Source organism: Exiguobacterium sp. ZOR0005, from assembly GCF_000798975.1.
GTDB lineage: Bacteria > Bacillota > Bacilli > Exiguobacteriales > Exiguobacteriaceae > Exiguobacterium > Exiguobacterium aurantiacum.
Map to the genome: position 1 here is coordinate 58,820 of NZ_JTLB01000024.1, position 24,807 is coordinate 83,626.

Annotated in this window: 23 protein-coding genes; 7 read left to right on the plus strand and 16 right to left on the minus strand. The window is 54.0% G+C overall.

What is annotated here, in order from left to right; all coding sequences use genetic code 11:
* Both L971_RS10825 and L971_RS10830 read right to left on the minus strand, forming a co-directional pair.
* A partial coding sequence (locus L971_RS10825; RefSeq protein WP_197053176.1) for an AAA family ATPase occupies window positions 1-1,958 on the minus strand: 1,958 nt, incomplete at its 3' end.
* A complete protein-coding gene (locus L971_RS10830) occupies window positions 1,955-3,061 on the minus strand; it encodes an exonuclease SbcCD subunit D (RefSeq protein ID WP_047375805.1) in 1,107 nt (368 codons plus the stop codon). The genes L971_RS10825 and L971_RS10830, both read right to left, overlap by 4 nt.
* A 104-nt stretch (window positions 3,062-3,165) precedes the next feature.
* On the opposite strand from L971_RS10830, the gene L971_RS10835 reads away from it, so the two are divergent.
* Genes L971_RS10835 through L971_RS10845 form a run of 3 tightly spaced genes read left to right on the plus strand, consistent with a single transcriptional unit; the run spans window position 3,166 to window position 6,047 of the window.
* Window positions 3,166-4,899 carry an ABC transporter ATP-binding protein gene (locus L971_RS10835; protein ID WP_047375807.1) on the plus strand — a complete coding sequence of 578 codons (1,734 nt, stop codon included), beginning with the start codon at window positions 3,166-3,168 and terminating at the stop codon, window positions 4,897-4,899.
* A complete protein-coding gene (locus L971_RS10840) occupies window positions 4,896-5,768 on the plus strand; it encodes an NAD(P)-dependent oxidoreductase (protein ID WP_047375809.1) in 873 nt (290 codons plus the stop codon). The genes L971_RS10835 and L971_RS10840 overlap by 4 nt, the downstream gene beginning before the upstream one ends.
* 45 nt (window positions 5,769-5,813) lie before the next feature.
* Window positions 5,814-6,047 carry a hypothetical protein gene (locus tag L971_RS10845; protein ID WP_029334896.1) on the plus strand — a complete coding sequence of 78 codons (234 nt, stop codon included), beginning with the start codon at window positions 5,814-5,816 and terminating at the stop codon, window positions 6,045-6,047.
* Window positions 6,048-6,066: 19 nt separating this feature from the next.
* On the opposite strand, the gene L971_RS10850 is transcribed toward L971_RS10845, so the two are convergent.
* The 12 genes from L971_RS10850 to L971_RS10905 form a co-directional block, all read right to left on the minus strand.
* Window positions 6,067-6,720 carry a DUF975 family protein gene (locus tag L971_RS10850; protein ID WP_047375811.1) on the minus strand — a complete coding sequence of 218 codons (654 nt, stop codon included), beginning with the start codon at window positions 6,718-6,720 and terminating at the stop codon, window positions 6,067-6,069.
* Between the two features lie 61 nt (window positions 6,721-6,781).
* Window positions 6,782-7,444 (minus strand): copper homeostasis protein CutC, encoded by a 663-nt coding sequence (locus L971_RS10855; RefSeq protein ID WP_047375813.1) that lies wholly within the window; start codon window positions 7,442-7,444, stop codon window positions 6,782-6,784.
* A 16-nt stretch (window positions 7,445-7,460) separates the two neighbouring features.
* Window positions 7,461-8,231 carry a DeoR/GlpR family DNA-binding transcription regulator gene (locus tag L971_RS10860; RefSeq protein ID WP_024372333.1) on the minus strand — a complete coding sequence of 257 codons (771 nt, stop codon included), beginning with the start codon at window positions 8,229-8,231 and terminating at the stop codon, window positions 7,461-7,463.
* A gap of 250 nt (window positions 8,232-8,481) precedes the next feature.
* Window positions 8,482-9,096: a glycerol-3-phosphate 1-O-acyltransferase PlsY gene (gene plsY, locus L971_RS10865; RefSeq protein WP_029334894.1), complete on the minus strand. Its 615-nt coding sequence runs from the start codon at window positions 9,094-9,096 to the stop codon at window positions 8,482-8,484.
* Window positions 9,097-9,107: 11 nt separating this feature from the next.
* The gene (locus L971_RS10870) at window positions 9,108-9,956 is read right to left on the minus strand and encodes a D-alanyl-D-alanine carboxypeptidase family protein (protein ID WP_047375816.1); all 849 of its coding nucleotides are present in this window, start codon (window positions 9,954-9,956) and stop codon (window positions 9,108-9,110) included.
* A gap of 76 nt (window positions 9,957-10,032) precedes the next feature.
* On the minus strand, window positions 10,033-10,452 hold the full coding sequence (locus L971_RS10875; protein ID WP_024372473.1) for a thioesterase family protein: 420 nt from the start codon (window positions 10,450-10,452) through the stop codon (window positions 10,033-10,035).
* A gap of 30 nt (window positions 10,453-10,482) precedes the next feature.
* Window positions 10,483-12,744 (minus strand): AAA family ATPase, encoded by a 2,262-nt coding sequence (locus L971_RS10880; RefSeq protein WP_047375817.1) that lies wholly within the window; start codon window positions 12,742-12,744, stop codon window positions 10,483-10,485.
* Between the two features lie 57 nt (window positions 12,745-12,801).
* The gene (locus tag L971_RS10885) at window positions 12,802-13,485 is read right to left on the minus strand and encodes a hypothetical protein (RefSeq protein WP_047375819.1); all 684 of its coding nucleotides are present in this window, start codon (window positions 13,483-13,485) and stop codon (window positions 12,802-12,804) included.
* A gap of 104 nt (window positions 13,486-13,589) precedes the next feature.
* Window positions 13,590-15,155, minus strand: coding sequence for a BCCT family transporter (locus tag L971_RS10890; protein ID WP_047375824.1), 1,566 nt, complete (start codon window positions 15,153-15,155; stop codon window positions 13,590-13,592).
* Window positions 15,156-15,283: 128 nt separating this feature from the next.
* Window positions 15,284-15,772: a DUF3939 domain-containing protein gene (locus L971_RS10895; RefSeq protein WP_024372469.1), complete on the minus strand. Its 489-nt coding sequence runs from the start codon at window positions 15,770-15,772 to the stop codon at window positions 15,284-15,286.
* Between the two features lie 123 nt (window positions 15,773-15,895).
* The gene (acnA, locus tag L971_RS10900) at window positions 15,896-18,610 is read right to left on the minus strand and encodes an aconitate hydratase AcnA (RefSeq protein WP_047375826.1); all 2,715 of its coding nucleotides are present in this window, start codon (window positions 18,608-18,610) and stop codon (window positions 15,896-15,898) included.
* 200 nt (window positions 18,611-18,810) lie between these two features.
* The gene (locus L971_RS10905; protein WP_024372467.1) at window positions 18,811-20,406 is read right to left on the minus strand and encodes a peptide chain release factor 3; all 1,596 of its coding nucleotides are present in this window, start codon (window positions 20,404-20,406) and stop codon (window positions 18,811-18,813) included.
* A 176-nt stretch (window positions 20,407-20,582) separates the two neighbouring features.
* Between L971_RS10905 and L971_RS10910 the strand changes: the two genes are divergently transcribed.
* The 3 genes from L971_RS10910 to L971_RS10920 all read left to right on the plus strand — a co-directional run bounded on the left by L971_RS10910 (window position 20,583) and on the right by L971_RS10920 (window position 23,162).
* Entirely contained in the window at window positions 20,583-21,014 is a 432-nt protein-coding gene (locus L971_RS10910) for a DUF2621 family protein (protein ID WP_047375828.1), read from the plus strand.
* A 262-nt stretch (window positions 21,015-21,276) separates the two neighbouring features.
* The gene (locus L971_RS10915; RefSeq protein WP_024372465.1) at window positions 21,277-21,606 is read left to right on the plus strand and encodes a DUF485 domain-containing protein; all 330 of its coding nucleotides are present in this window, start codon (window positions 21,277-21,279) and stop codon (window positions 21,604-21,606) included.
* A complete protein-coding gene (locus tag L971_RS10920; protein WP_047375830.1) occupies window positions 21,603-23,162 on the plus strand; it encodes a cation acetate symporter in 1,560 nt (519 codons plus the stop codon). The genes L971_RS10915 and L971_RS10920 overlap by 4 nt, the downstream gene beginning before the upstream one ends.
* 36 nt (window positions 23,163-23,198) lie before the next feature.
* On the opposite strand, the gene L971_RS10925 is transcribed toward L971_RS10920, so the two are convergent.
* Both L971_RS10925 and L971_RS10930 read right to left on the minus strand, forming a co-directional pair.
* Window positions 23,199-23,657 carry a CcdC family protein gene (locus tag L971_RS10925; protein WP_024372463.1) on the minus strand — a complete coding sequence of 153 codons (459 nt, stop codon included), beginning with the start codon at window positions 23,655-23,657 and terminating at the stop codon, window positions 23,199-23,201.
* Between the two features lie 13 nt (window positions 23,658-23,670).
* Window positions 23,671-24,369: a cytochrome c biogenesis CcdA family protein gene (locus tag L971_RS10930; protein ID WP_024372462.1), complete on the minus strand. Its 699-nt coding sequence runs from the start codon at window positions 24,367-24,369 to the stop codon at window positions 23,671-23,673.
* 192 nt (window positions 24,370-24,561) lie between these two features.
* Between L971_RS10930 and L971_RS10935 the strand changes: the two genes are divergently transcribed.
* Window positions 24,562-24,744, plus strand: a complete 183-nt coding sequence (locus tag L971_RS10935; RefSeq protein ID WP_024372461.1) for an aspartyl-phosphate phosphatase Spo0E family protein — start codon at window positions 24,562-24,564, stop codon at window positions 24,742-24,744.
* The last annotated feature ends 63 nt before the right edge of the window (window positions 24,745-24,807 follow it).

The following is a 24,807-nucleotide window of genomic DNA, read 5'->3' on the forward strand; positions in this document are numbered from 1 at the left end:
GTCAATGTGGCGCGCGTCATACCGTCCATCGAGCGCATCGACTGTAACTTGTCTTGAATCGACTGCAACGCTTCAAATAAGGTTTGCCGCTTCTCCGCCTGCTCCCGCTTCGCGGTCTCGAGCTTCCTGACCGCTTGCGCTGTCGTCCGATACGTCGCCTCGAGGCGCTTTCGCTCTTCGACATCTTCCCGAAGTGCTTTGACGAGTGACGCTTGACGTTTGATCGCTTCAGTGACCGGGGCATCGAGTTGTAACGTTTTTGAAGCGGCCTCGCGCTCCTCGACGAGTTCATCGAGTTGGCGCTTGAGCGCCCGATAGTCGGCACGTGCCTCATGGAGCGCGGTGTCGAGACGACGGAGCGTTTCGACGGCTACTTCATGCTCGCTCTCGTCCGCCCCTCCGGCAGAACGTTCGACGCGTTCATGTGTGCGCGAGCCGCACACCGGGCATGGGGCACCTTCCTCGAGCCGGTCCCGGAGCGTGTCCGCCATGAGCGCATGCTCTGCTTCAAGGAAGCGTTCGACGCGTTCAGCTTGAGCTTTATGTTGCCGTTGCACGTCTTTCCCGTTCCGCTCACAGGCGGCGAGCTGTTCGGCGACACGTTCGCTCTTCTCGACGAGCCGCGCATGCTGTTCGAGTTGACTGTAGAGCCGCTCCGCTTCGACGAGTTGATCGGACGCAGGCTCTGTTTCGAGCTGTTTCGCTAGCGTATGTTCTGCGTCCCGTAGCTCGTTCAAGCGGGACTCGTCCGTGAATACGCCGAGCTGCTCGACTTGTTGCTTCAGCGCCGTCCGTTTTTCTGTCGCTTGTTGCCATTCGTCGACGTGCGGCAGTAACGCTTCGATGTCGGTCACACGGCTATTCGCCCGTTCGGCTTCTTGACGCAGCTCGTCGATTTTGTCGGATTGTTCTTTTAGAGACGCGAGCTGTTGTCCATACGACTCGTCCCGTTTTTTAGATTCGATGCGGTCCCGGTTGATGCGCTCGATATCGAGCTGGAGCGTCTCGAAACGTTCATAGTGAGGGTTAAGTTTCACGACTTTCTCAAGTCGATCGATCAGGGCGCGTCGCTTCGTACGCTCCGCTTCGGTGTCATGGAACGTCTGGAGCGCTTTGCGGTGCGCATCCCGCTCCTCCATCAATGCCAGCAGCGCCGTCGCCTCGGTCAAGTGCGTCCGGGCACCTTCGAGCCGCTTCTCGGCCGCCCGCTTCTCGACCTGTACCGTCTCTTTCTCTCGTAACAGACGTTCTTCTCTCGCGTCGAGCCACGCGACGATGTCCAGCACGTTGCGCGTCGCGATCGTTTCGATGTCCTCGTCTTCAAGTTCTAACAATTTCAACCGGGTCGTCTCGATCGCCCACTCGACCCGTTTTCGATACTTCCCATGTCGCTCGACCCAATCTTCTTGGAATGCGCGATACGCTTCCGTCTTGAAGATCGACTGTAAGATCTGTTGTTTCTTGACAGAGTCCGAGTCGAGCAGTTGCCGGAACTGGTTTTGGGGAAGTAATAAAATCTGGCTGAACTGTTCGTAACTGAGCTGGAGCAACGACTCAATCGTCTGTTCGACGTCGTTCACTTTCGTCGCGACAGGTTTCCACGCGTCTTTCCATTCATAGAGCACCGCCTCGTGCGGAATCGGTGTCTTATTCTTCGGGTGCGGCTGCTGCGGTTGGCGGACGATCCGGTAACGCTCGTCTCGGATCGTGAACGAGAAATCGATTTCGGTCTTGCGCTCAGGCTCCGCATATTGGCTCCTGAAGTCGCTCGCGTTCCGGAGCGAGCCGCTCGCCCGGCCATAAAGCGCGAACGTCATCGCGTCAAAGATCGTCGTCTTACCGGCGCCCGTGCGCCCGCTGATGACGAACATCGATCGCCCTTCGAGTTTTGTGAAATCAATCGTCTCCGTCTCGGCGTACGGTCCGAATGCGGTGATGGTCAAGTTAACAGGTCTCACTTCACGCCACCCCCTTCGATCAGTGCGCGGACGTGTGCGTCGGCGTCTTTCCCATGCACGGCTTTGAAAAAGTCGAGATAGACGTCCTCGACCGAACGGCGGTCGAGCTTCTCACGTTCGACGCGCGACGTCTCGTCTTGACGACGCAACAGTTCGAGCTCGAGATGGAGGATGTTCGGGTACACCGTTCGCAATTTTGCCATCGGGTCGAACAACGCCCGCTCATCGGTTAATACGATCTTTAAATAATCCTCAACCGCCTCGTCTTGATAGAACGACGGGGCGAGCAGCTCGTCTAACGTCCCGGTCAAGATGCGAAGATCGCGCCGCGCCGCGAGCGGGCGACGACGGCGCGTCCACGCCCCGTCCCACTCGATGATGTCGACCGACTTCACATGGTTCGCCTCGGAAAACGAGTATTTCATGAGCGAACCGCTGTATGCGATCCGATCATCTTGAATCGCGTCCCGGTTATGCAGATGTCCGAGCGCCGTGTAACCGAACGGGGCATATAAGCCTTTCGCGACTTGCCCGGCCGTCCCGACGGACAGTTGACGCTCGGAGTCGGTCTCGAGACCGCCCGCGACGAAACTATGCCCGACCGCGACCGCTCGTGAATCGATGGTCCCGTAAGATTCGACGACCGCGGCGAGCGCATCATGATGCGTCCGAATGGACTCGTCATCGAAGGCGTACCGGATGCGTGCCGGCTCGAGGAACGGCATCAAATAGAACGGGACACCGCCGACTTCGAGCGGTTCCGTAGCCGGTTCAACCTTCCCGACGATATGGAGTCCGACTTTCGTCAACAGTTTCGAGCTGTATTGTAAACGCTCTGCCGAATCGTGGTTCCCGGCGATCGCGAGGACGGGAATGTTTCGCTCTAAGACGAGCGCTTTCCACATCTCATCGAGCAAATCGACGGCCTCGACCGGCGGCACGGCGCGATCGTATAAATCTCCCGCGACGACGATCGCGTCCGGCTTCTCCTCATCGACGATGGTTAAAAACGAATCGAACAAGACGATCCGTTGGTCTTCTGTCATATGGCGGCCATGGACGATCTTGCCCAGATGCCAATCGGCCGTATGTATCCATTTCATGTCACTTCACCTCGTCTCTATTCTATCATTATTCGGCAATCCAGTTCGACGTCTTGACACTTCATTTCGAAACAGCGAAAGTTAAATGGAAAGGGGGTCGTGTGATGGAAGCTACGACCACATGGCGGTCATTCATCCAACTGTTTCGAATCGCCAAACCTCCGAAAGCGTTATTCATCGGGGCAATCCTCATCTCGCTCGTTCAAGCGATGGCCTCACTCGCCATCCCGCTCATCTTGCAACGCGTCGTCGACAACTGGAGCGTCGCCATGCTCGATGCCCGACTCGTCACTATCTTCATCGTGGCGTTTTTGGTCCAAGTCATCTCGAGCGCGATCTCAATCTATTGGTTACATATTGTCGGCCAGCGCGTCGTCGCGAACTTAAGGACGACGTTATGGGAACGGCTCGTCGCGTTGCCGATTCCGTTTTACGACGGCATCAAGTCAGGCGAGCTCGTCTCGCGGCTGAATAATGATACGACGACGCTCCAACAACTGTTGTCCGAGCAGAGCGTCCGTCTGTTGACTTCGTTCGTCTCCATCATCGGGGCGGTCGGAATTTTATTCACGCTCGACTGGCAGATGACGCTCGTCATCTTGTTCTCGGTACCGACAACACTCCTTATCGTCATCCCGCTCGGCCGAAAGTTACGCGTCATCGCCAAAAAGACGCAACACGAACTCGGCGCCTTGTCCGGATTTTTCGCCGAACTGCTCGGTGAGATTCGACTCGTGAAGTCGCAAGCGACGGAGCCGGAAGAAGTGACAGAAGGAAAACGTCGGATTGAGCTTCTGTTTCATTACGGGGTGAAAGAAGGACGCATCCAAGCGCTATTGATCCCGTTACTCAACGTGACGTTGACGGCGATGCTCATCGCCATTCTCGGGTTCGGGGCGTATCGCGTCTCGACCGGCGCTCTGTCGACGGGATCACTGCTCGCGTTCATGCTCTACTTGTTCCAAATCATCACACCGCTCATCACGATGTCGGAATTTTTGACGCGGCTCCAGAAGGCCCGCGGCGCGACCGAACGGATCTCAGAGCTTCTCCAAGTAGAGGCAGAGCCCTATACGAACACGTCGGAACCGATTCAACAAGCGTCGCTCGCCTTCGAGGATGTGACGTTCCAATACGGTGAGACACCGATCATCAAACAGCTGTCGATGACCGTTCCGTTCGGGGCGACGACGGCCATCGTCGGACCGAGCGGTGCCGGCAAGACGACGCTTTTTGCGCTCGTCGAACAGTTTTATCTTCCGACATCAGGTCGAATCATTTATGGCAGCCGAGACATTCAAACGTATGGCCGGAACGATTGGCGCCAAATTATCGGTTACGTGGCACAAGACTCTCCTGTCCTGTCCGGTACGGTCCGTGACAATATCTTATACGGATTGAAACGAGACGCCTCAGAGGAAGAGATTCTACAGGCGTGTGAGATGGCAAACGCGCGGCTCTTCATCGAGGCGATGACAGACGGGCTCGACACGGAGATCGGGGAACGCGGTGTGCGTCTGTCGGGCGGGCAACGCCAACGGCTCGCGATTGCCCGTGCCCTCTTACGTGACCCGCAGATTTTGCTACTCGACGAGGCGACTTCGAGCCTTGACTCCGAGTCGGAACGGCTCGTCCAGGAGGCGCTCGACCGGCTCATGCGCGGGCGGACGACGCTCGTCATCGCCCATCGCTTGTCGACGGTACAACACGCTGAACAAATCATCGTTCTCGAGAATGGTGCGATTAGCGGTCGTGGCACGCATCAACAACTGTTACAAGACAACGCACTCTATGAAAAACTCGTCACGCAACAACAATTAGGAGGTCAATCAGTATGAAGACAATCGGATTTATCGGGCTCGGCGTCATGGGGCAATCGATGGTCAGAAATTTGATGAAAGCCGGATTCCACGTTCAAGCCTACACCCGGACAAAAGACAAGGCGGCCGATCTGCTCGCTGAAGGCGTCAGTTGGTGCGACTCGGTCGCCTCAGTATGTCAAGGGGCCGATGCCGTCATCACGATCGTCGGCTACCCTTCTGATGTCGAAAGCATCTACTTCGGGGACGGGATGATTTTGCAATCAGCCGAGCCGGGTACGCTCGTCATCGACATGACGACATCTTCACCGATTCTCGCCGAACGCATCGCCGAGGCGGCCATCGATCGGAGCTTGCTCCCACTCGATGCCCCGGTCACGGGCGGCGACGTCGGTGCGAAAAATGGGACACTGTCCATCCTCGTCGGCGGCGGAGAGTATGCTTTCTCGAAGGCGCTACCGTTGTTTGAGGCGATGGGACAAGCGATTCAACGGATGGGCTACGCTGGAAGTGGACAGTATGCGAAACTGGCGAATCAGATTGCCATCGCCGGCATCATGATGGGCAACGCCGAGATGCTCGCGTTCACGAAAAAAGCCGGGCTGGACGCTGAACAGTTGCGCCAGACGATCCGTGGCGGTGCCGCCGGAAGCTGGACGCTTGAAAACCTCGTCCCGCGAATGATCGTCGAAGACTATTCTCCTGGATTTTTCATCAAACATTTTTTGAAAGACATGGCACTCGCCCTCGAGAGCTCCGAACAGCTGAACATCAAATTACCGAGCCTCGAACTCGCCTCTAAACTGTACTCGCTCCTTGAAGAAAATGGCTATGGCGATAACGGGACGCAAGCGCTCGTCGAATACTATTTGCATCAAGACGTTTGAATCGGTCTTTTGGTGGAATTAGTTGAGTGAAGGAGGCGATGTTTCATGCCGTGGAATATGAAGGATTATCCGGAATCGTTGAAGAATTTTGATCCGCTCGTCAAGAAGAAAGCGATCGATATTGCCAACGCCTTACTCGCCCAAGGTTACTCTCCTAAAAAAGCCATCCCGATCGCGACCGAGCAAGCAAAGAAATGGCATGCTGACGCGTCGCGAGAAGAAAAGCAAGAGTTCGATGACGCCCCCGATCCCCAAAAGACGGATCGGCACGGGACGTGAAGAAACGGTCGGCTGAGATTCAGCCGACCGTTTCTTCATGTTGCGCTTCTTTTTCTGCCTTCACTTCCAAATAAAAACCAGCGAGCGCCGTTTCTAAATACGGTTGCACGAAAATGAGGGCGAGTCCGCCCGTGACGAGAACGAGGACGTACCAACCGATAAAGCTCGCGAACAGCTTGAGCATGACAAACTTCTTCCCTTGCATGAGCCGTCGACTTTCGCGCATCGCACTCCGGACGGATAGGTCCGGCCGGTCACGTAAAATGAACGGCACCATGCGGAACGTCAAATAAAACCATACTCCCGGGACGATCAAGAGCAACATGAGCGCGTTCAACCCGAGATAAAACACGCCGTAAAACGTGACGGCTCGGACGTACTGCTTGAGAGACCCGAACGATTCGAGCAACAAGCCGAGCGTCGGCTTGTCTTCCTTGGCGATGTCGAGATAGATCCAGTTCCGGCCCAATTCGAGCGGGGCGAGTAGGACGAGCGACCCGTACAACAAAAGAATCGATCTGAAGAGCACCTCGGGCGCCGCATCCGCCGTGAGGTCGAGTTGCGACGTGACGACGGTTTGTACGAGCATCGTCGCGATGGCGGCAAAGATGGCGATGCCCCAATTTCCAGAGAGCATGCGGAGAGCAAATTGTTTATATACGGAAGCTTGCATAACGTCACCTACAATATATTGTTTTTTTCATTATAGCAAAAAAACAGTCAAACGACTGTTTTTAACGTTTCATTCGTTCGTGCATCTGCCGGAACTTCGATTCGTCTAGCGCACCGTCAGTCCGGACCCCTGACCCGACATGGACGAATGAGACGTCAAGCGTCTCCAGCAGTTCGCGTACATTGTCAGCGTCGATGCCCGCCCCTGGTAAGATATTCATCTCCGCCGATTCGAGCATCGCCTTGAGCGACTTGATTCCTTCTCGTGCCGTCGCGGCTCCCCCGGACGTCAAGACGTGATCGACTTCAGGGAACTCATTGAGTACCTCGATGGCGGCAACCATGTCTGTCACCTCATCGATGGCGCGATGGAACGTGAGTGCCATGTCCCCTTTATGTTTAATCACTTCACCGAGGAGCCGTTCATCGATTTTACCATCAGCCCTCAACGCGCCAAAGACAATTCCTGCGGCTCCGAGTTCCCGACACAGTCCAACGTCCGCGAGCAACGTCTCTTCATCGTCTTCGTTGTAGACGAACGAGTCGGCATGAGGGCGTATCATGACATGGACCGGGATGCCCGTCTGCTCGATGACGTTTCGAATCGTCCCGAAGCTCGGTGTCGTCCCTCCTGCCTTCATGTCAGCAATAAGTTCAAGCCTGTCCGCTCCGTAACGTTCTGCCTGTCTCGCTTCTTTCAACGTCGTCACAATGACTTCAATCATGTCGTTTCCTCCTTTATTATGGAGCAAACCGCCACTCAACCTCGTGCTCGGCCAGCTCCCGTTTCCATTCTACCGGCTCCGGGAAGTCGGAGATGACTGTCGTCACGACCGAAAAATCCGAGACCCGATAGCGTTTCTGTTGATTGAACTGCGTATGATCGGCGAGTAAATAACACGATCGGCTTTGTTGCATGATCGCTTGAGAGACCGTGGCCAGTCCATGGGCGTCACACGTCAAACCGAGCGTCGGGTCGACCCCTTCGACCGAGATGAAGGCAATGTCGAACACGTACGTTTTTAATTGCTGCAACACTTGTTCGCCGACCGTGACGAGATGTTTCGGATCAATCGTACCGCCGAGCAGTTGAATATCACCGGTGAACACGCCTTTGGCCCGCTGTTCGAACAACGCTTTTGCGACCATGAGCGAGGGAGTGACGACGGTCAGGTTGCGACCACGCAGACGTGCCGCCACCTGTTCAGGGGCCACGCCATGACCGATATAAATCAAGGCATCATCGTCCACGAGTTGAAACGCGGTATAGGCGATGCGGCGGATACCGTCCATGTTCGAGATCATCATCGGTTGAAAGGATACGCTCTGGTGCAAAACGGCGCCGCCGTATACCCGTTTGATCCGATGCTCTTTTTCAAGTTCCTCTAAGTAACGTCGAACCGACTCCCCCGAGACGTTCAGCCGCTCGATCAACTCGCTCGTCTTCACTTTCCCTTCCCGTTCAATCCACTCGACAATCTTTTGTTTACGTTCTTCTCCAATTAAAGACACTAGTCTGCCTCCTCCGCAAAAATCGCTTCCTTTCTTAGTGTAGCGAACGGATGTAAATTTAACGTAAAGTGAAAGTAAAGAACGGGCAAATCCAACATGTTTTTCGTGAATAATCGCTAAAATCAACAGAAATCCACATGAAGCCAACTGAAAGGCTGCAGCATTCTCACGCGTCCTCTTCTGTATTCCGCCTCATTAGAAAAACCGGCCGCCTTCCGCTCATGCGGCCGCCGACCGGTTCATCGAACCATTATTTACGTTTTTGGAACAGCGGCACTTTCGGCTCCGTGCCTGAACGGATGCGCTGCCAGTTTGTCCGGTGTTTGATGATGATGAACAAGGCGAGCGGAACGATCACGATGAGCGGCAACCAATCTCGTGCCAACACACCATAGATGATGACCGTCACAAGCCCGACCGCAGCCGCGGCCATCGACGAAAGCGAGACCATCTTCGAGATGAAGAGCGTGACGAGGAACGTCCCGACGACGACGACGAAAAACCATGGGAACGCCGCCAACAAGACACCGGCACTCGTTGCTACAGACTTTCCGCCTTTAAATTTCGCGAAAATCGGATACGAGTGCCCGATGATGGCCGGGATGCCGGCCAAGAGCAGGCTCATCTCGCTCCCGAACAGGAGCGGCAATAAGGCAGCCACAAGCCCTTTACCCATATCTCCAAGCAAAACGAGCGTCCCGGCTTTCTTTCCGAGCACGCGAAACGTGTTCGTCGTCCCTAAATTCCCGCTCCCATGCTCTCGCACGTCGACCCGATAGCCGACTTTCCCGATGAGGAGAGCGAACGGGATCGAACCGAGGAGGTAACTGATCAATACAATCAAAATCTCTGTCAAATAAGGCATCGCAATTCCCCTTAATCCATTAATTGCTCGAGGTACTGCTCGAACGGCACGTTCATTTCATGCACGTTCGTCGCATGTTCGACCCCGATATATCGTAAATGCCACGGCTCATACATGTAGCCGGTCTCCGCTTCGTAAGCCCGCTGGTATCGGACGATGAACCCGTACGTATGGGCATTGTCCGCAAGCCACTTTCCTTCTTTCGTCTGCTCGAGCCCTTGTGTCAGCTGATAGCCGACCGAGGCGCTCGAGATGTCGATTGCGAGGCCGGTCTGGTGCTCCGAGTGGCCGGGAGGTGCCGAATACTTCAGCGCCTGCTCCTTGCCGTCACGGGCGACATAGGCGTTGAACAGTTGGACTTGATAATCGTAAGAGCGGAACGCGCTCGTCCCTCTCAAGTCGATGCCGGCTGCTTTGGCATCTTTCATGAGCGTCTCGACGGCTGTCGCCGCTTCTTGACGCAGCATCCGTCGTTCTCCCGTGGCCGAGTCGACAAAATCGATGTTCGGTGTCACGAGGTCTTCTGGTTTATAGCCACTTGGTAACGCTATCTGCTTATTAACGAGGACGAGCGTATCGAGCGCCAAATTGGCCTGCCCGTCACGTTCGATCGGCTCGGTCGGTACAAGTTCGATTGGAGGTGCTTCTTCTGCAGGCGCTTCTTCTGCAGGTGCTTCTGCTTCTGGTACGTCGTTCACTTCATTTTCTTCAGTCGACTCCGTCGGTGACTCTTCCGGAGTGGTGGTTGGCTCTTGTTCAGAGACGGTCGGTTGTTCCGTCTCGGCTTGTTCGCTTGTGTTACAGCCCACTAACGTGAGCGTCAAGGCGCAGCACACCATCAGGAACGATGGTTTTCGCATGCGATCTTCCCCTTTCTATATACAAAAAAATACCGTCAAGATATGATACCATACTGACGGTACAAAAGAACCACTGTTATGAGACAGGACTCATGACGCGCATGTACATGGCGTGCCACTCGGGAAACTCACGATCCAGACGAATCGGCTTGAAATCGCCTTGCTTGACGACGACATGGGTCGTCTTCGCCTTGCCGACGAGGTTGCCAGACTGGTCTGTCAACTCGTAACCGTACACGGTCCGTATTTTCGAGTAACTGTCCACCCAGACACGGACGTGTACCGTGTCTCCGAATGTCACGCTTTTCTTGTAATCGACAGACACGTTCGTGACCGGTGACACAAATCCGGCCTCTTCCATATCTTTATATTCGACGCCGAGTTGCCGCAACAGCTCGGTTCTCGCGATCTCTAAATAAACCAAATAGTTCGCATGGTAGACGATCCCCATCATGTCAGTCTCTTGATAGCGGACCGGGATTTGTATCGTGTGCATCATATCGTCCTCGCTTTCCACTTCATTTTATTATAACTTGGTGTTAATATCTACTACTAATATTCGGTTTAATTCACGATCCGCCCCATCCTTGTCGACGAGCCGGTATGACTGTCTCGCAATCGCCTCATCAATTAATGACAGCGCGGTCCGAGCGTTCGGTCGCTCCATATCGGCCAGTCGCTCGCGCAAGGCGTCCTCGACTTCCTGTTCAAACGTATAGCCGAACTTGTCCGCATAATTTTTCGCGATTTGGACGAGTTGCTCGATCGAATAGTCCTCGAAGTGGATCGTCCGCTTGATGCGGCTGCTCAAGCCCGGATTCGAATCGATGAGCCGTCGCATCGGTGCATCATACCCGGCTAAAATGACGACAAGGTTCTCACCGTGTTTCGGCATCTCATCGACGAGCGTATCGATCGCTTCTTTTCCATAGTCGTTCGGCCCCCCGCTCAGACTGTACGCCTCATCGATCAAGAGCACCCCGCCGAGGGCGTCCCTGATCGCCGCTTTCGTCTTTTGCGCCGTCTGACCGACGTAACCGCTCACCAAGTCGGCCCGACTGACGACTTTCAAATGTCCGCGTTTTAAGTAACCAGCCCGCTTCAACAGTTGCGCATACAAATGCGCGAACGTCGTCTTCCCTGTCCCGCTGTTGCCGACGAGAGAGGCATGGAGTTGCACCGGCGCCGTCTTGAGCCCGAGTTCCTGCCTTCGTTTCTGAATCGTGATGAGCGCTTCGATTTCGGCGAGCTGACGTTTCGCTTCGTCCATCCCGACGAGGTCGTCAAGCGATAGCAGCGTCTCCTCGTCTGTCGACGTGTCTTCGAAGTCGAGTTCCGTCAAAAGGGCCATCTCATCAAGCGGAGCCTCGGCCCCGAAACGGGAGCCTTTATGGAACATGGCGTCAAGCAAGATGTTGTGGACGGTCCGGGCGTTCCCGAACGTCGCATCGACTCGTTCCCGGTCAATCCGGGCGAGAAGCGCACGTTTTGCCTCGAGCGTGAGCACGTAATTGTTTTCCTCGGCGACTTTCTCCCCGATGGCGACGAGCTCCTCATCGGAATAGTTCGGCAGCTCATAATGGTTCGACTCAGGGAAGCGTGAGCGCAGCCCCGGGTTCGCCAATAGGAAGTGACGCATCTCTTCCGGATAGCCCGCTAGGATGACGACGAACTTCCCGGCATATTCGCCGCTCGTCATCGCGGCGACGAGTGTATCGATTGCCGCCTGTCCGTAATCACTGCCACTGGCGTCTTGGCGCTTAAGGGCGTAAGCCTCGTCAATGAACAAAACGCCCCCCTCTGCCTCTTTCACTTTATTCATGACTTGTTCCTCGGTCTGCCCGACGAACGCCCCGACAAGACTCGAGCGGTCTGCCTCGATGACGTCCGGCCGGCTCAAAAGGCCAAGCTCAAAATAAATCTCGGCCATCAGTCTGGCGAGTGTCGTCTTGCCGGTCCCAGGATTGCCGGTGAAGACGAGATGGAGCGACGGCTGATGTTTCGAAGAGAAGCCCGCTTTTTCTCGTTCGCGTTGGAACAGTAAAAAGCGATACCACGCTTTGACACGGGCTTTGACGTCGGTCAAACCAATCATCGTCTCAAGTTTTTCGATGCCGCTCGAGCGCGTCTCCCGCTTCGGTTCAGGTAACAGCTCAGCGATCGCTTCAATCTTTCCTTTGACGAGGGTGACCCGTTCTCCGAAGCGACCGAACGCTTCACGGCTGAAGTAGTTCCCTTGCATCGAGCCAAGTAAAGAAGCCGTGTCGTCCTCGAGCGCGGCGACTTCTTGCATCGCCTCGATGACGACGTCGAACAAGCGCTCAAGTTGGTCTTTGAACTCTGAGTCCCGTAAGTCCGACTTCGCTCGCTCAATCTCATCATGCAACTGATCGAGTTGGTCCAATAACGCTGTCGTCTTCAGTTCGTATTCGGTCAAAATCTGCACTTTCATCGACGCATAGTCCGCCTCGCGCAGTGTCGGCCATTCGACGTGGAGAGACTGTCTGAAGCGGCGCAACCGCTCATTCAGTTGGCTGACGCGAAGTTCAGGCGGCAAAGCGTTCAACGACTCCAGCTCCTTCACCCAGCGGCTGAGAAGCGGATCGACCGTCTCCGTTTGTCGAAACCGTCGTGTCGCAAGCAACGTCAACGTGCGAATCAATTCGTCACGTTGCCCGGTCGCTCTCGACCAATGCGCATATGATAACAGGGCGGCCTCATCGACCGTGTCGCCGGTTTCCCAACGTGTAAGGTCGGCTTGTACCTGATCCAAGTTGATTTGTTTCATCTCGTTCTCCCTTTCAGACGACAAAGGAGCCGACGTTTTAGTCTGCTCCTCGCCGATTTATCGTGATTCAAAAGATGTCATGCGAATCGAGTGGAACAATTTCCCGTTGTTTCGTGACTCTGCGGCAAGTAAGATCCGCTCGTTCGCATCCACGTAATAAGTGACCGCTTCTTCATTCCCATCCTCACTGAAAATAGTTGGATGCTTTTTAATCCAGTCGGCCGGGACCGTCTCGGCCGTCTCCGACTTGACGAACGCCTGGGCTGTCCGGCCGATGATGTCGACATCCCCTTCGCTCGTGCCGAGCGTCCCGTCATCGAGCCATCTGCGGATTTGTTCGTTCGTCGCTCGTGATAAGAACGGATGAGGGGCGACCGCGCCCGATGTCGTCTCCTGACGAATCGCCTCCTCACCGTCCGGATTCAACTCACGGTAAACGGTGCCGTCCCATTCGGCTTTCGCCCCGGCGTTCGGTCCCGAGACGACCTCGGAGACGAAGTGGCCGTTCTCGTCATACGTGACGAGATAGTTGCGTACTTCAAGCGTATCCCCTTCAGGCGGCAACTTCTTCTCTTCATAACCGATGACGACGGACGTATAGAACGGTTCTGAGCGGTTTTCTCTGCCTTCGTTATCCGGAAAGTTGAGCAACGAATAAAGGTTATAGACGAGCAAGGCACCGACGATGAGAATACCGGCCCCGATCACCCAACTAAGACGTTTTTTCATTTGTTGTTTCATATCATGCCCTCCCACTATGCTTCACTTACTATCCTACACTAGCGTGAAGGTCATGCAAAATATTTACGACCAAAAAAGGGTCTCGCATTGAGACCCTCTTTTCGTTAACCGAGCTTATCTTCTTCTTTTTTATACGTTTCGATCCATTTGTCCCGTTCATCCGGTTCATCGGACAAGTCTTTGAACAAGGCGATGATCATAAAGATCAACACGAAAATGAATGGGAACGCGACGAGGATGGCGACTGCTTGCAATGCGCTCAACCCGCCGGCGTACAAGAGTACGGCGGCGATCGACGATTGGATGAAGCCCCACGTCAATTTGATGCGCATCGGTGGAATCAGTTTCCCGTTCGTCGTGAGCATCCCGAGCACGTACGTCGCCGAGTCAGCCGATGTGATGAAGAACGTCGAGATGAGGAAGATGGCGATGATGCTGAGCACCGTCCCGAACCCTCCGAACGTCTCGAACAAGGCGAAGAGCCCGACTTCTGTCCCAATCTCGTTGACGGCTGTGATCAAGCTCTGGCCACCGAACAAGTCCGCCCAAATCGCAGACCCGCCGAAGACAGAGAACCAAAGCAACCCGAACGATGTCGGGACGAGCAAGATGCCGATGATGAATTCACGAATCGTCCGTCCTTTGGAGACGCGGGCGATGAATGTCCCGACAAACGGTGACCATGAGATCCACCATGCCCAATAGAAGATTGTCCAGCCGTTAATCCATTCCCGTTCGACCGGTTCAAGCGCCGCCGTCCGGAAACTCATCGACGGTAACTGTTGCAAGTACGTCCCGATCGTCTGTGTGAACAAGTCGAGAATGAACGCGCTCGGTCCGGCGATGAGTGTCGCCACGAGTAAGACGATGGCAAGGAAGATGTTCGTGTTACTTAAAATCCGAATGCCTTTCTCCAGGCCTGTCGAAGCACTAATCATATATAACACCGTCACGACGGCGATAATGATGAGCTGAGTCGAGAACGCATTCGGCACGCCCGGAATCAAATAGTGAAGACCCCCGGCAATCTGTTGCGCCCCGAATCCGAGCGACGTCGCCACCCCGAACGCCGTCGCAATGACCGCGAGGATGTCGACCGTCTGTTTGACCGGACGTTCATAGCGATCATTTACGAGCGAACCGATCGTCTCTCCGATGGTCGCCGGTCGGCCTTTCCGGAACGTCGAGTAGGCGATCGCGAGTGCGATCATGGCGTAAATCGCCCACGGATGGAAGCCCCAATGGAAGAATGCATATCGCATCGCCGTTCGGGCGTCACCTTCAGGAGTAGGTGACTCGAATGGTGGGCTGTGGAAGTGGAGGAGCGGTTCGGCCGCACCCCAGAAGATGAGTCCGATCCCCATGCCCGCACTAAAGAGCATCGCGAACCATGTCATGTAACCGAAGTCCGGTCGATCCGTATCTTTCCCGAGTCGGATCGAACCGAATCGAGAGAAAATCAAAAAGATGGCGACGAGCAAGATACCGGTCGCGCTCAATAAATAAAACCAGCCTAACCCGTTCGACAACCAACCTTGCAGCTTCGTCGTCACGTTCAACAGGCTAGCGTTGCCAAGGAGGCGTTCCGGGAAGATACCCCAAATGGTGAACAAGACCGTAATGATGGCAGAAACGATAAAAACGGTCGTCACTTGGCTTTTCCTTTTCATGTGTTGTCACTCCTATTCAATTTTTCTTATTTTCATATACGTTTTCCACCGTAACATACATCGTAAACACTTCTCAACCCGACGATGTGTCTTGTCCGTGAACCAAAAAGAGTGACGTCACGTGCGCGTCACTCAGGCGGTTTCGGTTCTAACGAGACGATGAACGTCTCATCGACCACGTAATAAGGCCGTTTCGGTAGCGTTTTCAAATATCCGCCCTCCCGTAGTCGTGTCAAGTCGAGTTGCATCGTCTGCTGAAATTTCCGAAGCGGTAGCTTCTGCTCTTGCTCCATATATAGATCAAGTGCTCGCTGGACTTGGTCCATCTCGTAGATGATGTCACGTTCTTCTTCCGGGACGATATAAAACGTCTCCTTCGACATGAAGAAACGTTGCCTCGGTCTCCCTGGCAAATGGCGTTTCAAACGGGAAAGGTCGATTTCTTGCGCATCATCGAGCAGCACCGTCCGGTTGACCCCTTTCGGCAACGTCTGCTCGTATTCATGAATCGCCTGTCTAAGTTCAGGCAACGTGATGTCGACAATCTCTTCGACCACCTCTTCTTTTTGAGTGAGCCGCTGCCACCAATTCTTCCCTGACTTCGTCAATTTTTCCATACACTCCCCCCTCTCCCCATTCTGTTCCCGATATAGCCTTCCCTCTCACCTCATATTCGCACATTCACAAAAAAAACCTTCCTTTTTTCAAAGGAAGGTCAACATTTTACACTTCTCAATCGTTTACTTCAATTTATCACGGAGAACCATCTGAAGGATCCCGCCATGACGGTAGTAATCGATCTCAATTTCAGAGTCGAAACGCGCGATGACTTTGAACTCCGTCACCGTGCCGTTCTCGTGCGTCGCCTTGACGTCCAAGATATCTCGCGGACGAACTGACTCGTCGACTTGGATATCAAGTGCCTCTTCGCCCGATAGGCCGAGCGATTCGGCAGACTCCCCATCCATGAACTGGAGCGGTAACACGCCCATCATGACGAGGTTTGAGCGGTGGATGCGCTCGAAGCTTTGCGCGATGACGGCGCGGATACCGAGCAAGTTCGTCCCTTTTGCAGCCCAGTCACGCGATGAACCCATCCCGTAGTCATTGCCTGCGAGGACGATGAGCCCCGTGCCTTGCTCTTTATACTTCATTGCCGCGTCGTACATCGGCATGATTTCGCCAGTCGGCCAGTACGTTGTGAAACCGCCTTCTGTGCCCGGTGCGACTTGGTTACGGATGCGAATGTTCGCGAACGTACCGCGCATCATCACTTCGTGGTTACCGCGACGCGATCCGTACGAGTTGAAGTCGAGCGGTGCGACCCCTTTTGACTGCAAGTACTGTCCGGCTGGTGTCGTCTTCGAGAACGCCCCTGCCGGTGAGATGTGGTCGGTCGTGACCGAATCGGCAAACTTGCCGATGACGCGAAGTCCGTTGAGCGGATGGACCACGCCTGCTTCCGGTTCGAGGTTTTCGAAGAACGGTGGATTTTGGATATACGTCGAGTCGTCCGAGAAGTCGTACAAGTTGCCTTCTGGCACGTCGAGCGCGTTCCAACGTTCGTTGCCGGTGAACACCGTATCGTACTCTTTACGGAACGCTTCCGGTGAGACGACGTCTTGAACGACCATCTTGATCTCATCGTTTGACGGCCAGATGTCTTTGAAGAAGACTTCGTTGCCATCTTTGTCAGTACCGAACGATTCGTTCATGATGTCGAAGTTTACCGACCCGGCGAGTGCGTAAGCGACGACAAGCGGCGGCGAGGCCAAGAAGTTCGCTTTGACGAGTGGGTGGACGCGACCTTCGAAGTTACGGTTCCCCGAGAGGACCGACGACACGAGCAAGTCGTTCGACGTGATCGCTTCTTCGACTTCACGGTCGAGCGGGCCCGAGTTCCCGATACAAGTCGTACAACCGTAGCCGACGGTGTTGAATCCGAGCTGATCGAGGTACGGTGTGAGGCCTGCCTTGTCCAAGTAGTCTGTAACGACTTTCGAACCTGGAGCGAGCGACGTCTTCACGTATTTCGGAACTGTGAGCCCACGTTCGACCGCTTTTTTCGCGACGAGACCTGCTCCTACCATGACGTATGGGTTCGACGTGTTTGTACAGCTCGTGATGGCTGCGATGGCGACGTCACCCGTCTTCATGTCAACAGAACCACCTTCGTAGTTGACGGCGACGGTTTTATCGAGTTCGGCCCGATCGAGACCGAAACCGCTATGTCCGGCCGGTGCCGTCAAGCTGTCGACGAACGCGTTCTGCAAGTCAGACAAGTTGATGCGGTCTTGCGGACGTTTCGGCCCTGCGAGTGACGGTTCTACTTTAGACAAGTCGAGCGTGAGCGTTTTCGTGAACGACGGGTCGGCCTGGTCAGGCGTGTAGAACATGTCGTTCGCTTTCGAGTATGCCTCGACGAGGTCGATCAACTCTTCAGAGCGACCTGTCGTGCGCATGTAGTTGAGCGTCTCCGTGTCAACCGGGAAGAAACCACACGTCGCACCGTACTCAGGTGCCATGTTGGCGATCGTCGCGCGATCAGAGAGCGGCATCGTGTGGAGCGACGGTCCGAAGAACTCGACAAATTTGCCGACGACTTTCTCGTTACGGAGCATCTCCGTCACGACGAGCGCGACGTCTGTCGCGGTGACACCAGGGTTTACTTCCCCGATGATCTTGACGCCGACGACGTCAGGTACCGGGAAGTAAGACGGTTGACCGAGCATGCTCGCCTCGGCTTCAATTCCTCCGACGCCCCATCCGAGTACGCCGAGGCCGTTGATCATCGTCGTGTGCGAATCCGTTCCGACGAGCGAATCCGGGTATGCGACGTTGCCAGTTCCGTCGTTCTTCTCAAGGACGACCGATGCCAAGTACTCAAGGTTGACTTGGTGAACGATCCCTGTCGCCGGTGGCACGGCACGGTAGTTGTCGAACGCCGTTTGGGCCCAACGCAAGAATTTGTAACGCTCTTCGTTGCGCTCGAACTCGATGTCCATGTTTTTCATGAGTGCGCCGGCAAAACCGTACGCATCGACTTGGACCGAGTGGTCGACGACGAGGTCGACCGGGATTTCTGGATTGATTTTGTTCGGGTCGCCTCCGAGGTCGGCCATCGCTTTGCGGAGCGAGGCGAGGTCAACGACCGTCGGAACGCCGGTGAAGTCTTGTAACACGACACGGGCCGGTTTGAACGGGACGTCAATATCTTTCGACACCTCGGCTGTACCCCATTTAGCCAAGTTCTCGACGTGCTCTTTCGTGATGCCTCGGCCGTCTTGTTGGCGGAGCACCGATTCGAGCAACACGCGAATCGAATACGGGAGACGACTAAGTTCAGTCACTCCATCCTCTTCTAATTTCTTAAGTCGGTAATAGTCATACGCCTGACCGTTCACCTCGAACTGCGTCCGAGATGAGAAAGCGTCTAACACGTTCGTCTGTTCCATACAATTTCCCCCTTTTTGAAAGCGGCGACGCGGGCAATTGCCGTAATCGCTTACTTATCACATGTTTATCATAATACAACTATAGCGTGACGTAAAATACATTCCGTCACAAATTAGTCATAAGTAAAACTTATCAATTCGTGTTCATCCGGTTAAACGCGAAAAGGCGGCCCTGCTACAGGACCGCCGCTTTCAAATCATTATTCGACACCGATCTCCGCGTTGACATCGAGTGCGTCGACGAGCGTCAACTCGTCTTCGTAGCGTTCTTTGAACCGATCGAACGTGAACTCGTTCGCGAACAAGAATACCGGACGTTCCCAACGGTCCGTCACGAGCATGTTGCGCGAGTCTTGGAACGGTTTGAGCGCCTTCAGTTCTTTGTCTTTCACCCAACGAGCGACGCTGTAGGACACAGGTTCCATCCGAATGTCGACACCGTACTCATTGTTCAAGCGGTATTCGAATACTTCGAACTGGAGCTGACCGACCGCACCGAGATAAATCTCGTTGTATTCGTTGCGGTACACTTGGATCGCACCTTCCTGGGCGAGCTGTTCGACGCCTTTGTGGAAGTGTTTTGACTTGAGTGAGTTGATCGGTGAGACGCGCATGAACAGTTCAGGTGGGAACGTAGGCAACGCTTCGAAAGCGATTTTTTGTTTCGACGTCGTGATCGTATCCCCGATTTGATACGTCCCTGAGTCATAAATCCCGATGACATCACCAGCGAACGCTTTGTCGACCGTTTCTCGGTCGTTCGCCATCAGCTGCGTCGATTGGCTCAACTTAATTTTCTTTCCGGTCCGCGTGAGCGTCACATCCATGCCGCGCTCGAACACACCGGAGCAAATCCGGACGAAAGCGATGCGGTCACGGTGGGCCGGGTTCATGTTCGCCTGAATCTTGAACACGAAGCCGCTGAAGTCCTCAGCTGTCGGGTCGATCGGACCGACGTTCGACTTACGGGCCTCTGGGGCCGGTGACATCTCGAGGTAATGATTTAAGAACGAGGTCACGCCGAAGTCGACGAGCGCCGTCCCAAAGAAGACCGGGGTCAACTTCCCGTGTTGAATCGACTCGACGTCAATCTCGTTGCCGGCGCCGTCAAGTAGGTCGATCTCATCACGAAGGTTCGTCAAGTTCTCTTCTGTCAAATAGTCGGCTAGAACCGGGTCGTTCACACCGTCCTCGTTCAACGTGAGCGTCGACTTATCGCCTCGGAACAAATGGACTTCATTCTTGATGCGGTCGTACACGCCTTCAAACTGCATGCCGCTACCGATCGGCCATGTGACGGCGACCGATGGCATGCCGAGTACTTCTTCAAGCTCTTCCATGAGCTCGAGCGGGTCTTTCGCCTGACGGTCGAGTTTGTTCATGAACGTGAAGATCGGAATCCCTCGCATGCGACAAACTTGGAATAGTTTCTTCGTCTGCGTCTCGATCCCTTTGGCGGCATCGATGACCATGACGGCACTGTCGACAGACGTCAAGACACGGTATGTGTCTTCCCCGAAATCGTTGTGACCCGGCGTATCCATGATCGAGACGACTTTATCTTGATAGACGAATTGCATGACCGATGACGTGACCGAGATCCCACGTTGCTTCTCGATTTCCATCCAGTCGGACTTGGCATGCTTCGAATTTTTGCGGGCTTTGACCGTCCCCGCCTCGCGAATCGCGCCCCCGTGCAAGAGCAGCTTCTCCGTCAGCGTCGTTTTACCAGCATCCGGGTGCGAGATGATGCCGAAAATCCGGCGTTTCTCTACTTCATGTTTCAATTGGCTCATATATGTGATCCTTTCTATTCAAGACGTTCCTGATTCGTTCAATTTGCAACGCTATCTATTTTAACGAAATGTGTCGGGTTCGTCCATCCTAAGGCGATGCTCTTGCTTTTGTATTCCTACTTTTTTTTGTATACTAATTTTGAATGACTGTGAATTGAGAGAACGGGGGAAAGACGATGCCAGAAAGTCTGGTCATGTATTTCATTGTCTTTTGGGGGTTCGTGATGATCGGCTTGATGTCCATCGGTGGATTTTTCATGTTCCGTAAGTTTTTAAAACGAATGCCGAAAGAAGACGGGCGGTCCATGCTCGATATTGAGGACGATTATATCGATCGGACACGTCACATGTGGACGCCTGAAACACGGACGCTCCTCGATCGGCTCGTCACACCGGTGCCAGAGTTGTTCCGTGACGTCGCGATTCGTAAAATTGCCGGTAAAATCGGACAGTTCGCTCTTGAATCGAGGGCGAAGGAGATGACGACCGAGCTCGTTGTCAAAGGCTATATCGCTGCCACGCCAAAACGCGACCATAAGTTTTTAAAGAAGGCACTCGAACAAGAACAAATCGACTGGACGGTTTACAAACATTATTTCCAGCAGTAGTCCTCAAGTAATTTGAGGACTTTTTGTGTGGCTTTGTTTTCGAATTGTGCCATACGACTAATAGGTCTAAAGAACCGTTTTAACTTCCGATTACTACTTTGAAATAACGTTCACCTTTTTGACATTATTGAAAACGCTTACAAATAATTGGTATGACCAATATTAGTATAATAACAGCTTTGAACAGGTTTAAAAATGGATGGATTTTCCTTCATTTTCATTTCTATAATGTACGTATCTTGATTGCCAAGGAGGTTCATCGATGCATGACGTAACAGAAGTCACACAAACCGAGAGCACGAGGTCAGCGGAGGCGATCGTCGAAAGCCCGACGTTCGTGAAGCTGATGCGGGAAAAGAACCGCTTCATCGTACCGTCTATCATCTTTTCACTCATCTTTTATTTTACGTTGCCGGTCTCGACGAGTTATTTCACGTTCTTGAACACGAAAGTCGCCGGTGACATCACTTGGGCATGGGTACTCGCCTTCGCCCAATTCTTCATGACGTGGACGTTTTGTGTCCTGTACAGCCGGCGCGCCCGCCGGTTCGATGAACTCGTCGAAAAAATCAAGCAGGAGGAAACACGATGAACTTGACGGCCGTGCTCTTGTTTCTCGCCATTGTCGGATTAACGCTCGTCATCACGTTCTTCGCTGCCCGTAAAACGAAGACGGCCAGCGATTTTTATACGGCCGACGGTGGATTGACCGGTTTTCAAAACGGTCTCGCCATCGCCGGCGATTACATGTCGGCCGCCTCGTTCCTCGGGATCGCCGGGATGATCGCCCTCGCAGGCTTTGACGGGTTCTTCTACTCGATCGGGTTCCTCGTCGCCTATCTCGTCGTCTTGTATCTCGTCGCCGAGCCGCTCCGGAACCTCGGCAAGTACACGATGGCCGATATGATCGCCGCTCGTTTTAACAAGCCGCGTGTCCGTGGCGTCGCCGCCATGAACGCCATCGTCATCTCCATCTTCTATATGATTGCCCAACTCGTCGGCGCTGGTGCGCTCATCGAGCTGTTGCTCGGCATCCCTTATACGACGAGTGTCGTCGTCGTCGGCATTTTGATGACGGTGTACGTCGTCTTCGGCGGGATGACGGCCACGTCGTGGGTCCAAATCACGAAAGCGGTCCTCTTGATGATCGGGACGGCCATCATCTCGTTCCTCGTCTTCGCCAAGTTCGACTTCTCGGTGTTCAAGATGTTCTCGGAAGTGAGCAAGGCGACACCGCTCGGCGACAGCTTCTTGAACCCGGGCAACAAGTTCAAACTGCCGCTCGATACGATTTCGCTCAACTTGGCGCTCGTCCTCGGGACAGCCGGTCTCCCACATATCTTGATTCGTTTCTTCACGGTCAAAGACGCCCCGACGGCTCGGCAATCGGTCGTCTACGCGACGTGGGTCATCGGCGCGTTTTACATTTTGACGATCTTCCTCGGTTTCGGTGCCGCCGCCTTCGTCGGCTCTGACGCCATCATCGCTGCCAACCCGGCCGGCAACATGGCCGCACCGCTCCTCGCCCAAGTGCTCGGTGGGGACTTATTGTTCGCCTTCGTCGCCGCCATCGCCTTCGCGACGATTCTCGCAGTCGTCGCCGGCCTCGTCTTGTCGGCAGCCTCGGCGTTCGCGCATGACTTCTACGGACATATCATCCGGAAAGGGGAAGCGACGGAGAAAGAGCAAGTGTTGGCGGCCCGCATCGCTTCAATCGCCGTCGCTGTCATCTCGATGGGACTCGCCTTCTTTGCCCAGTCGATGAACGTGGCGTTCCTCGTCTCGCTCGCGTTCGCTGTCGCGGCGAGCGCGAACTTGCCGGTCATCCTCTTCACGATTTTCTGGCGACGGTTCAACACGGGTGGAGCCATCTTCGGGATGGTCGTCGGCCTGTTCTCTTCCTTGTTCCTCGTCGCCATCAGCCCGAACATTTGGGCACCGGACGGATCCGCCATCTTCATCGGTGAAGCACTGTTCCCACTCACGAACCCGGGAATCGTCTCGATCCCACTCGGTTTCCTCGCCGCCATCGTCGGAACGTATATGACGAAATCAGATGAAGCAATCGGGAACTATGAACGGATCCTCGTAAAGGCGAACACCGGTATCGATGCCGAGACAGAAGCCGCTGCCTCGAAAGCAGACTAAAAAAAGCGTACCTGATTCGCTCATCAGGTACGCTTTTCATGTGGCCATGATCTGTTTGTACTTTTGATACATCGCGATTCGCCACGGGACAATCATGCCCCAGGCGATCAAGTAAAACAGTCCGCCCGTCGCAAAGATGTTCACTTCCGCACCGATGAACGCCTTCATCGCGGTCCGGATGGCGAGCAAGACGAAGACGACGATGAAGAACGCTTTCGAACGGGACAGATACACTTCCCCGTTCCGTTTCTCGAAGTTTGACGTCTTGATGAGAAACACACTAAAAATCAAACCGACGAGAAGCGCCTCCCCGACTTCGAGCCACGTGAGGCGAAAGGCCGGTACGAGAAATTGGAGCATCCCCGTCGACATCGCGAGCGGGGGTATTAAAATCTTCTTGGCGTTCGTCGGACGTGCGGAGGCTTTGACGCGAACGAAACTCGCGACAACCCCCATCAACAGCGCGACGATGGTCGATCCCCAAAATATCGACATACGGTCAACCCCTTTAAAATCCGGTGAATCCGACGAGTTCACTCATCCAAGCAGCGAATCGGTTCATCCCATCAAAATATAACAATACGCCGAACGCCATCATCAAGTAACCACCGAATTTCGCGACTTTTCCGCTGTTTTTCGCCAAATACTTGATTTTCCCTACAAATCCGGCCATGACGAGAAACGGGATCGCGAATCCGATGACATAAGCGAGCATATAGCCCATCCCTTGACTCGGGTTCGATGCGGCGAGCGCGATCACCCCAGCGAGAATCGGTCCCGTACAAGGTGTCCAACCCGCAGCAAAACCAATCCCGATCAAAACCGTACCGAAGTAGCCGCTCTTTCGTTCACCGAGCGAGAGTTTCTTCTCACGCATCATGAAGCTCGGTTGCCAAATCCCTGCCAAGAAGACGCCGAATACGAAGATGAGGATGGCACCGAACATGCGCAGACTGTCTTTATACTGGATGAAGACGTCAGCGATGAGCGAGGTCGAGAGTCCGAGGACGAGAAACACGATCGAGAAACCGAATAAGAAAGCAAACGTATGAAACCAAGCTTTCCGCTGACGCAACCCTTCGTTTTTCAAGTCAGAGACCGATACCCCGGTGATATATGACAAAAAGACGGGATAGAGCGGTAACGTACACGGAGATAAAAACGATAAGACGCCCGCCCCGAAGGCGAGCCAAAGTGTGACTTCCATGCGATCTTCCACCTTTCAGCCCAATTATAGCGAAAACCTTTTCAAAATGCTCGTATCTTCTGCTCATTGGAAGCGTCCTACTTCTTTGTAATGTTTGACATGGAAATGAAACTTGTCATAAGTAGTGTTAGATGCTAACATTTGGATATTCAAGTACACCAGTTTCTATTTTATAACGATGGGGGAAACAATGTGGCGGTCATCACAGCTGAAAACTTACACCATGCCATTGAACGAAAGCGCGATGAGTTGTACGAAGTCGCCTCACGACATAGTTGGACGTCTCCTGAAGTGATTCATATCAGTCAGGAATTGGACACGTTGATCACACGTCACGTCCTGTTAAAACATCCAGAAGAACAATTGACTCGTTAAACACGACAGCTCGCCACATCATTGTGGCGAGCTTTTTTTATGGAAACTCCATACCTCCATGGG

What these genes read in the sequence shown, in the direction of transcription:
- L971_RS10870 (WP_047375816.1), bottom strand. Translation starts at nt 9,956, where the DNA reads ATGCGAAAACCATCGTTCCTGATGGTGTGCTGCGCCTTGACGCTCACG.
- L971_RS10890 (WP_047375824.1), bottom strand. Translation starts at nt 15,155, where the DNA reads ATGAAAAGGAAAAGCCAAGTGACGACCGTTTTTATCGTTTCTGCCATC.
- plsY (WP_029334894.1), bottom strand. Translation starts at nt 9,096, where the DNA reads ATGCCTTATTTGACAGAGATTTTGATTGTATTGATCAGTTACCTCCTC.
- L971_RS10930 (WP_024372462.1), bottom strand. Translation starts at nt 24,369, where the DNA reads ATGGAAGTCACACTTTGGCTCGCCTTCGGGGCGGGCGTCTTATCGTTT.
- L971_RS10885 (WP_047375819.1), bottom strand. Translation starts at nt 13,485, where the DNA reads ATGAAACAACAAATGAAAAAACGTCTTAGTTGGGTGATCGGGGCCGGT.
- acnA (WP_047375826.1), bottom strand. Translation starts at nt 18,610, where the DNA reads ATGGAACAGACGAACGTGTTAGACGCTTTCTCATCTCGGACGCAGTTC.
- L971_RS10875 (WP_024372473.1), bottom strand. Translation starts at nt 10,452, where the DNA reads ATGCACACGATACAAATCCCGGTCCGCTATCAAGAGACTGACATGATG.
- L971_RS10895 (WP_024372469.1), bottom strand. Translation starts at nt 15,772, where the DNA reads ATGGAAAAATTGACGAAGTCAGGGAAGAATTGGTGGCAGCGGCTCACT.
- L971_RS10840 (WP_047375809.1), top strand. Translation starts at nt 4,896, where the DNA reads ATGAAGACAATCGGATTTATCGGGCTCGGCGTCATGGGGCAATCGATG.
- L971_RS10925 (WP_024372463.1), bottom strand. Translation starts at nt 23,657, where the DNA reads ATGTCGATATTTTGGGGATCGACCATCGTCGCGCTGTTGATGGGGGTT.
- L971_RS10880 (WP_047375817.1), bottom strand. Translation starts at nt 12,744, where the DNA reads ATGAAACAAATCAACTTGGATCAGGTACAAGCCGACCTTACACGTTGG.
- L971_RS10915 (WP_024372465.1), top strand. Translation starts at nt 21,277, where the DNA reads ATGCATGACGTAACAGAAGTCACACAAACCGAGAGCACGAGGTCAGCG.
- L971_RS10830 (WP_047375805.1), bottom strand. Translation starts at nt 3,061, where the DNA reads ATGAAATGGATACATACGGCCGATTGGCATCTGGGCAAGATCGTCCAT.
- L971_RS10835 (WP_047375807.1), top strand. Translation starts at nt 3,166, where the DNA reads ATGGAAGCTACGACCACATGGCGGTCATTCATCCAACTGTTTCGAATC.
- L971_RS10910 (WP_047375828.1), top strand. Translation starts at nt 20,583, where the DNA reads ATGCCAGAAAGTCTGGTCATGTATTTCATTGTCTTTTGGGGGTTCGTG.
- L971_RS10850 (WP_047375811.1), bottom strand. Translation starts at nt 6,720, where the DNA reads ATGCAAGCTTCCGTATATAAACAATTTGCTCTCCGCATGCTCTCTGGA.
- L971_RS10920 (WP_047375830.1), top strand. Translation starts at nt 21,603, where the DNA reads ATGAACTTGACGGCCGTGCTCTTGTTTCTCGCCATTGTCGGATTAACG.
- L971_RS10905 (WP_024372467.1), bottom strand. Translation starts at nt 20,406, where the DNA reads ATGAGCCAATTGAAACATGAAGTAGAGAAACGCCGGATTTTCGGCATC.
- L971_RS10845 (WP_029334896.1), top strand. Translation starts at nt 5,814, where the DNA reads ATGCCGTGGAATATGAAGGATTATCCGGAATCGTTGAAGAATTTTGAT.
- L971_RS10855 (WP_047375813.1), bottom strand. Translation starts at nt 7,444, where the DNA reads ATGATTGAAGTCATTGTGACGACGTTGAAAGAAGCGAGACAGGCAGAA.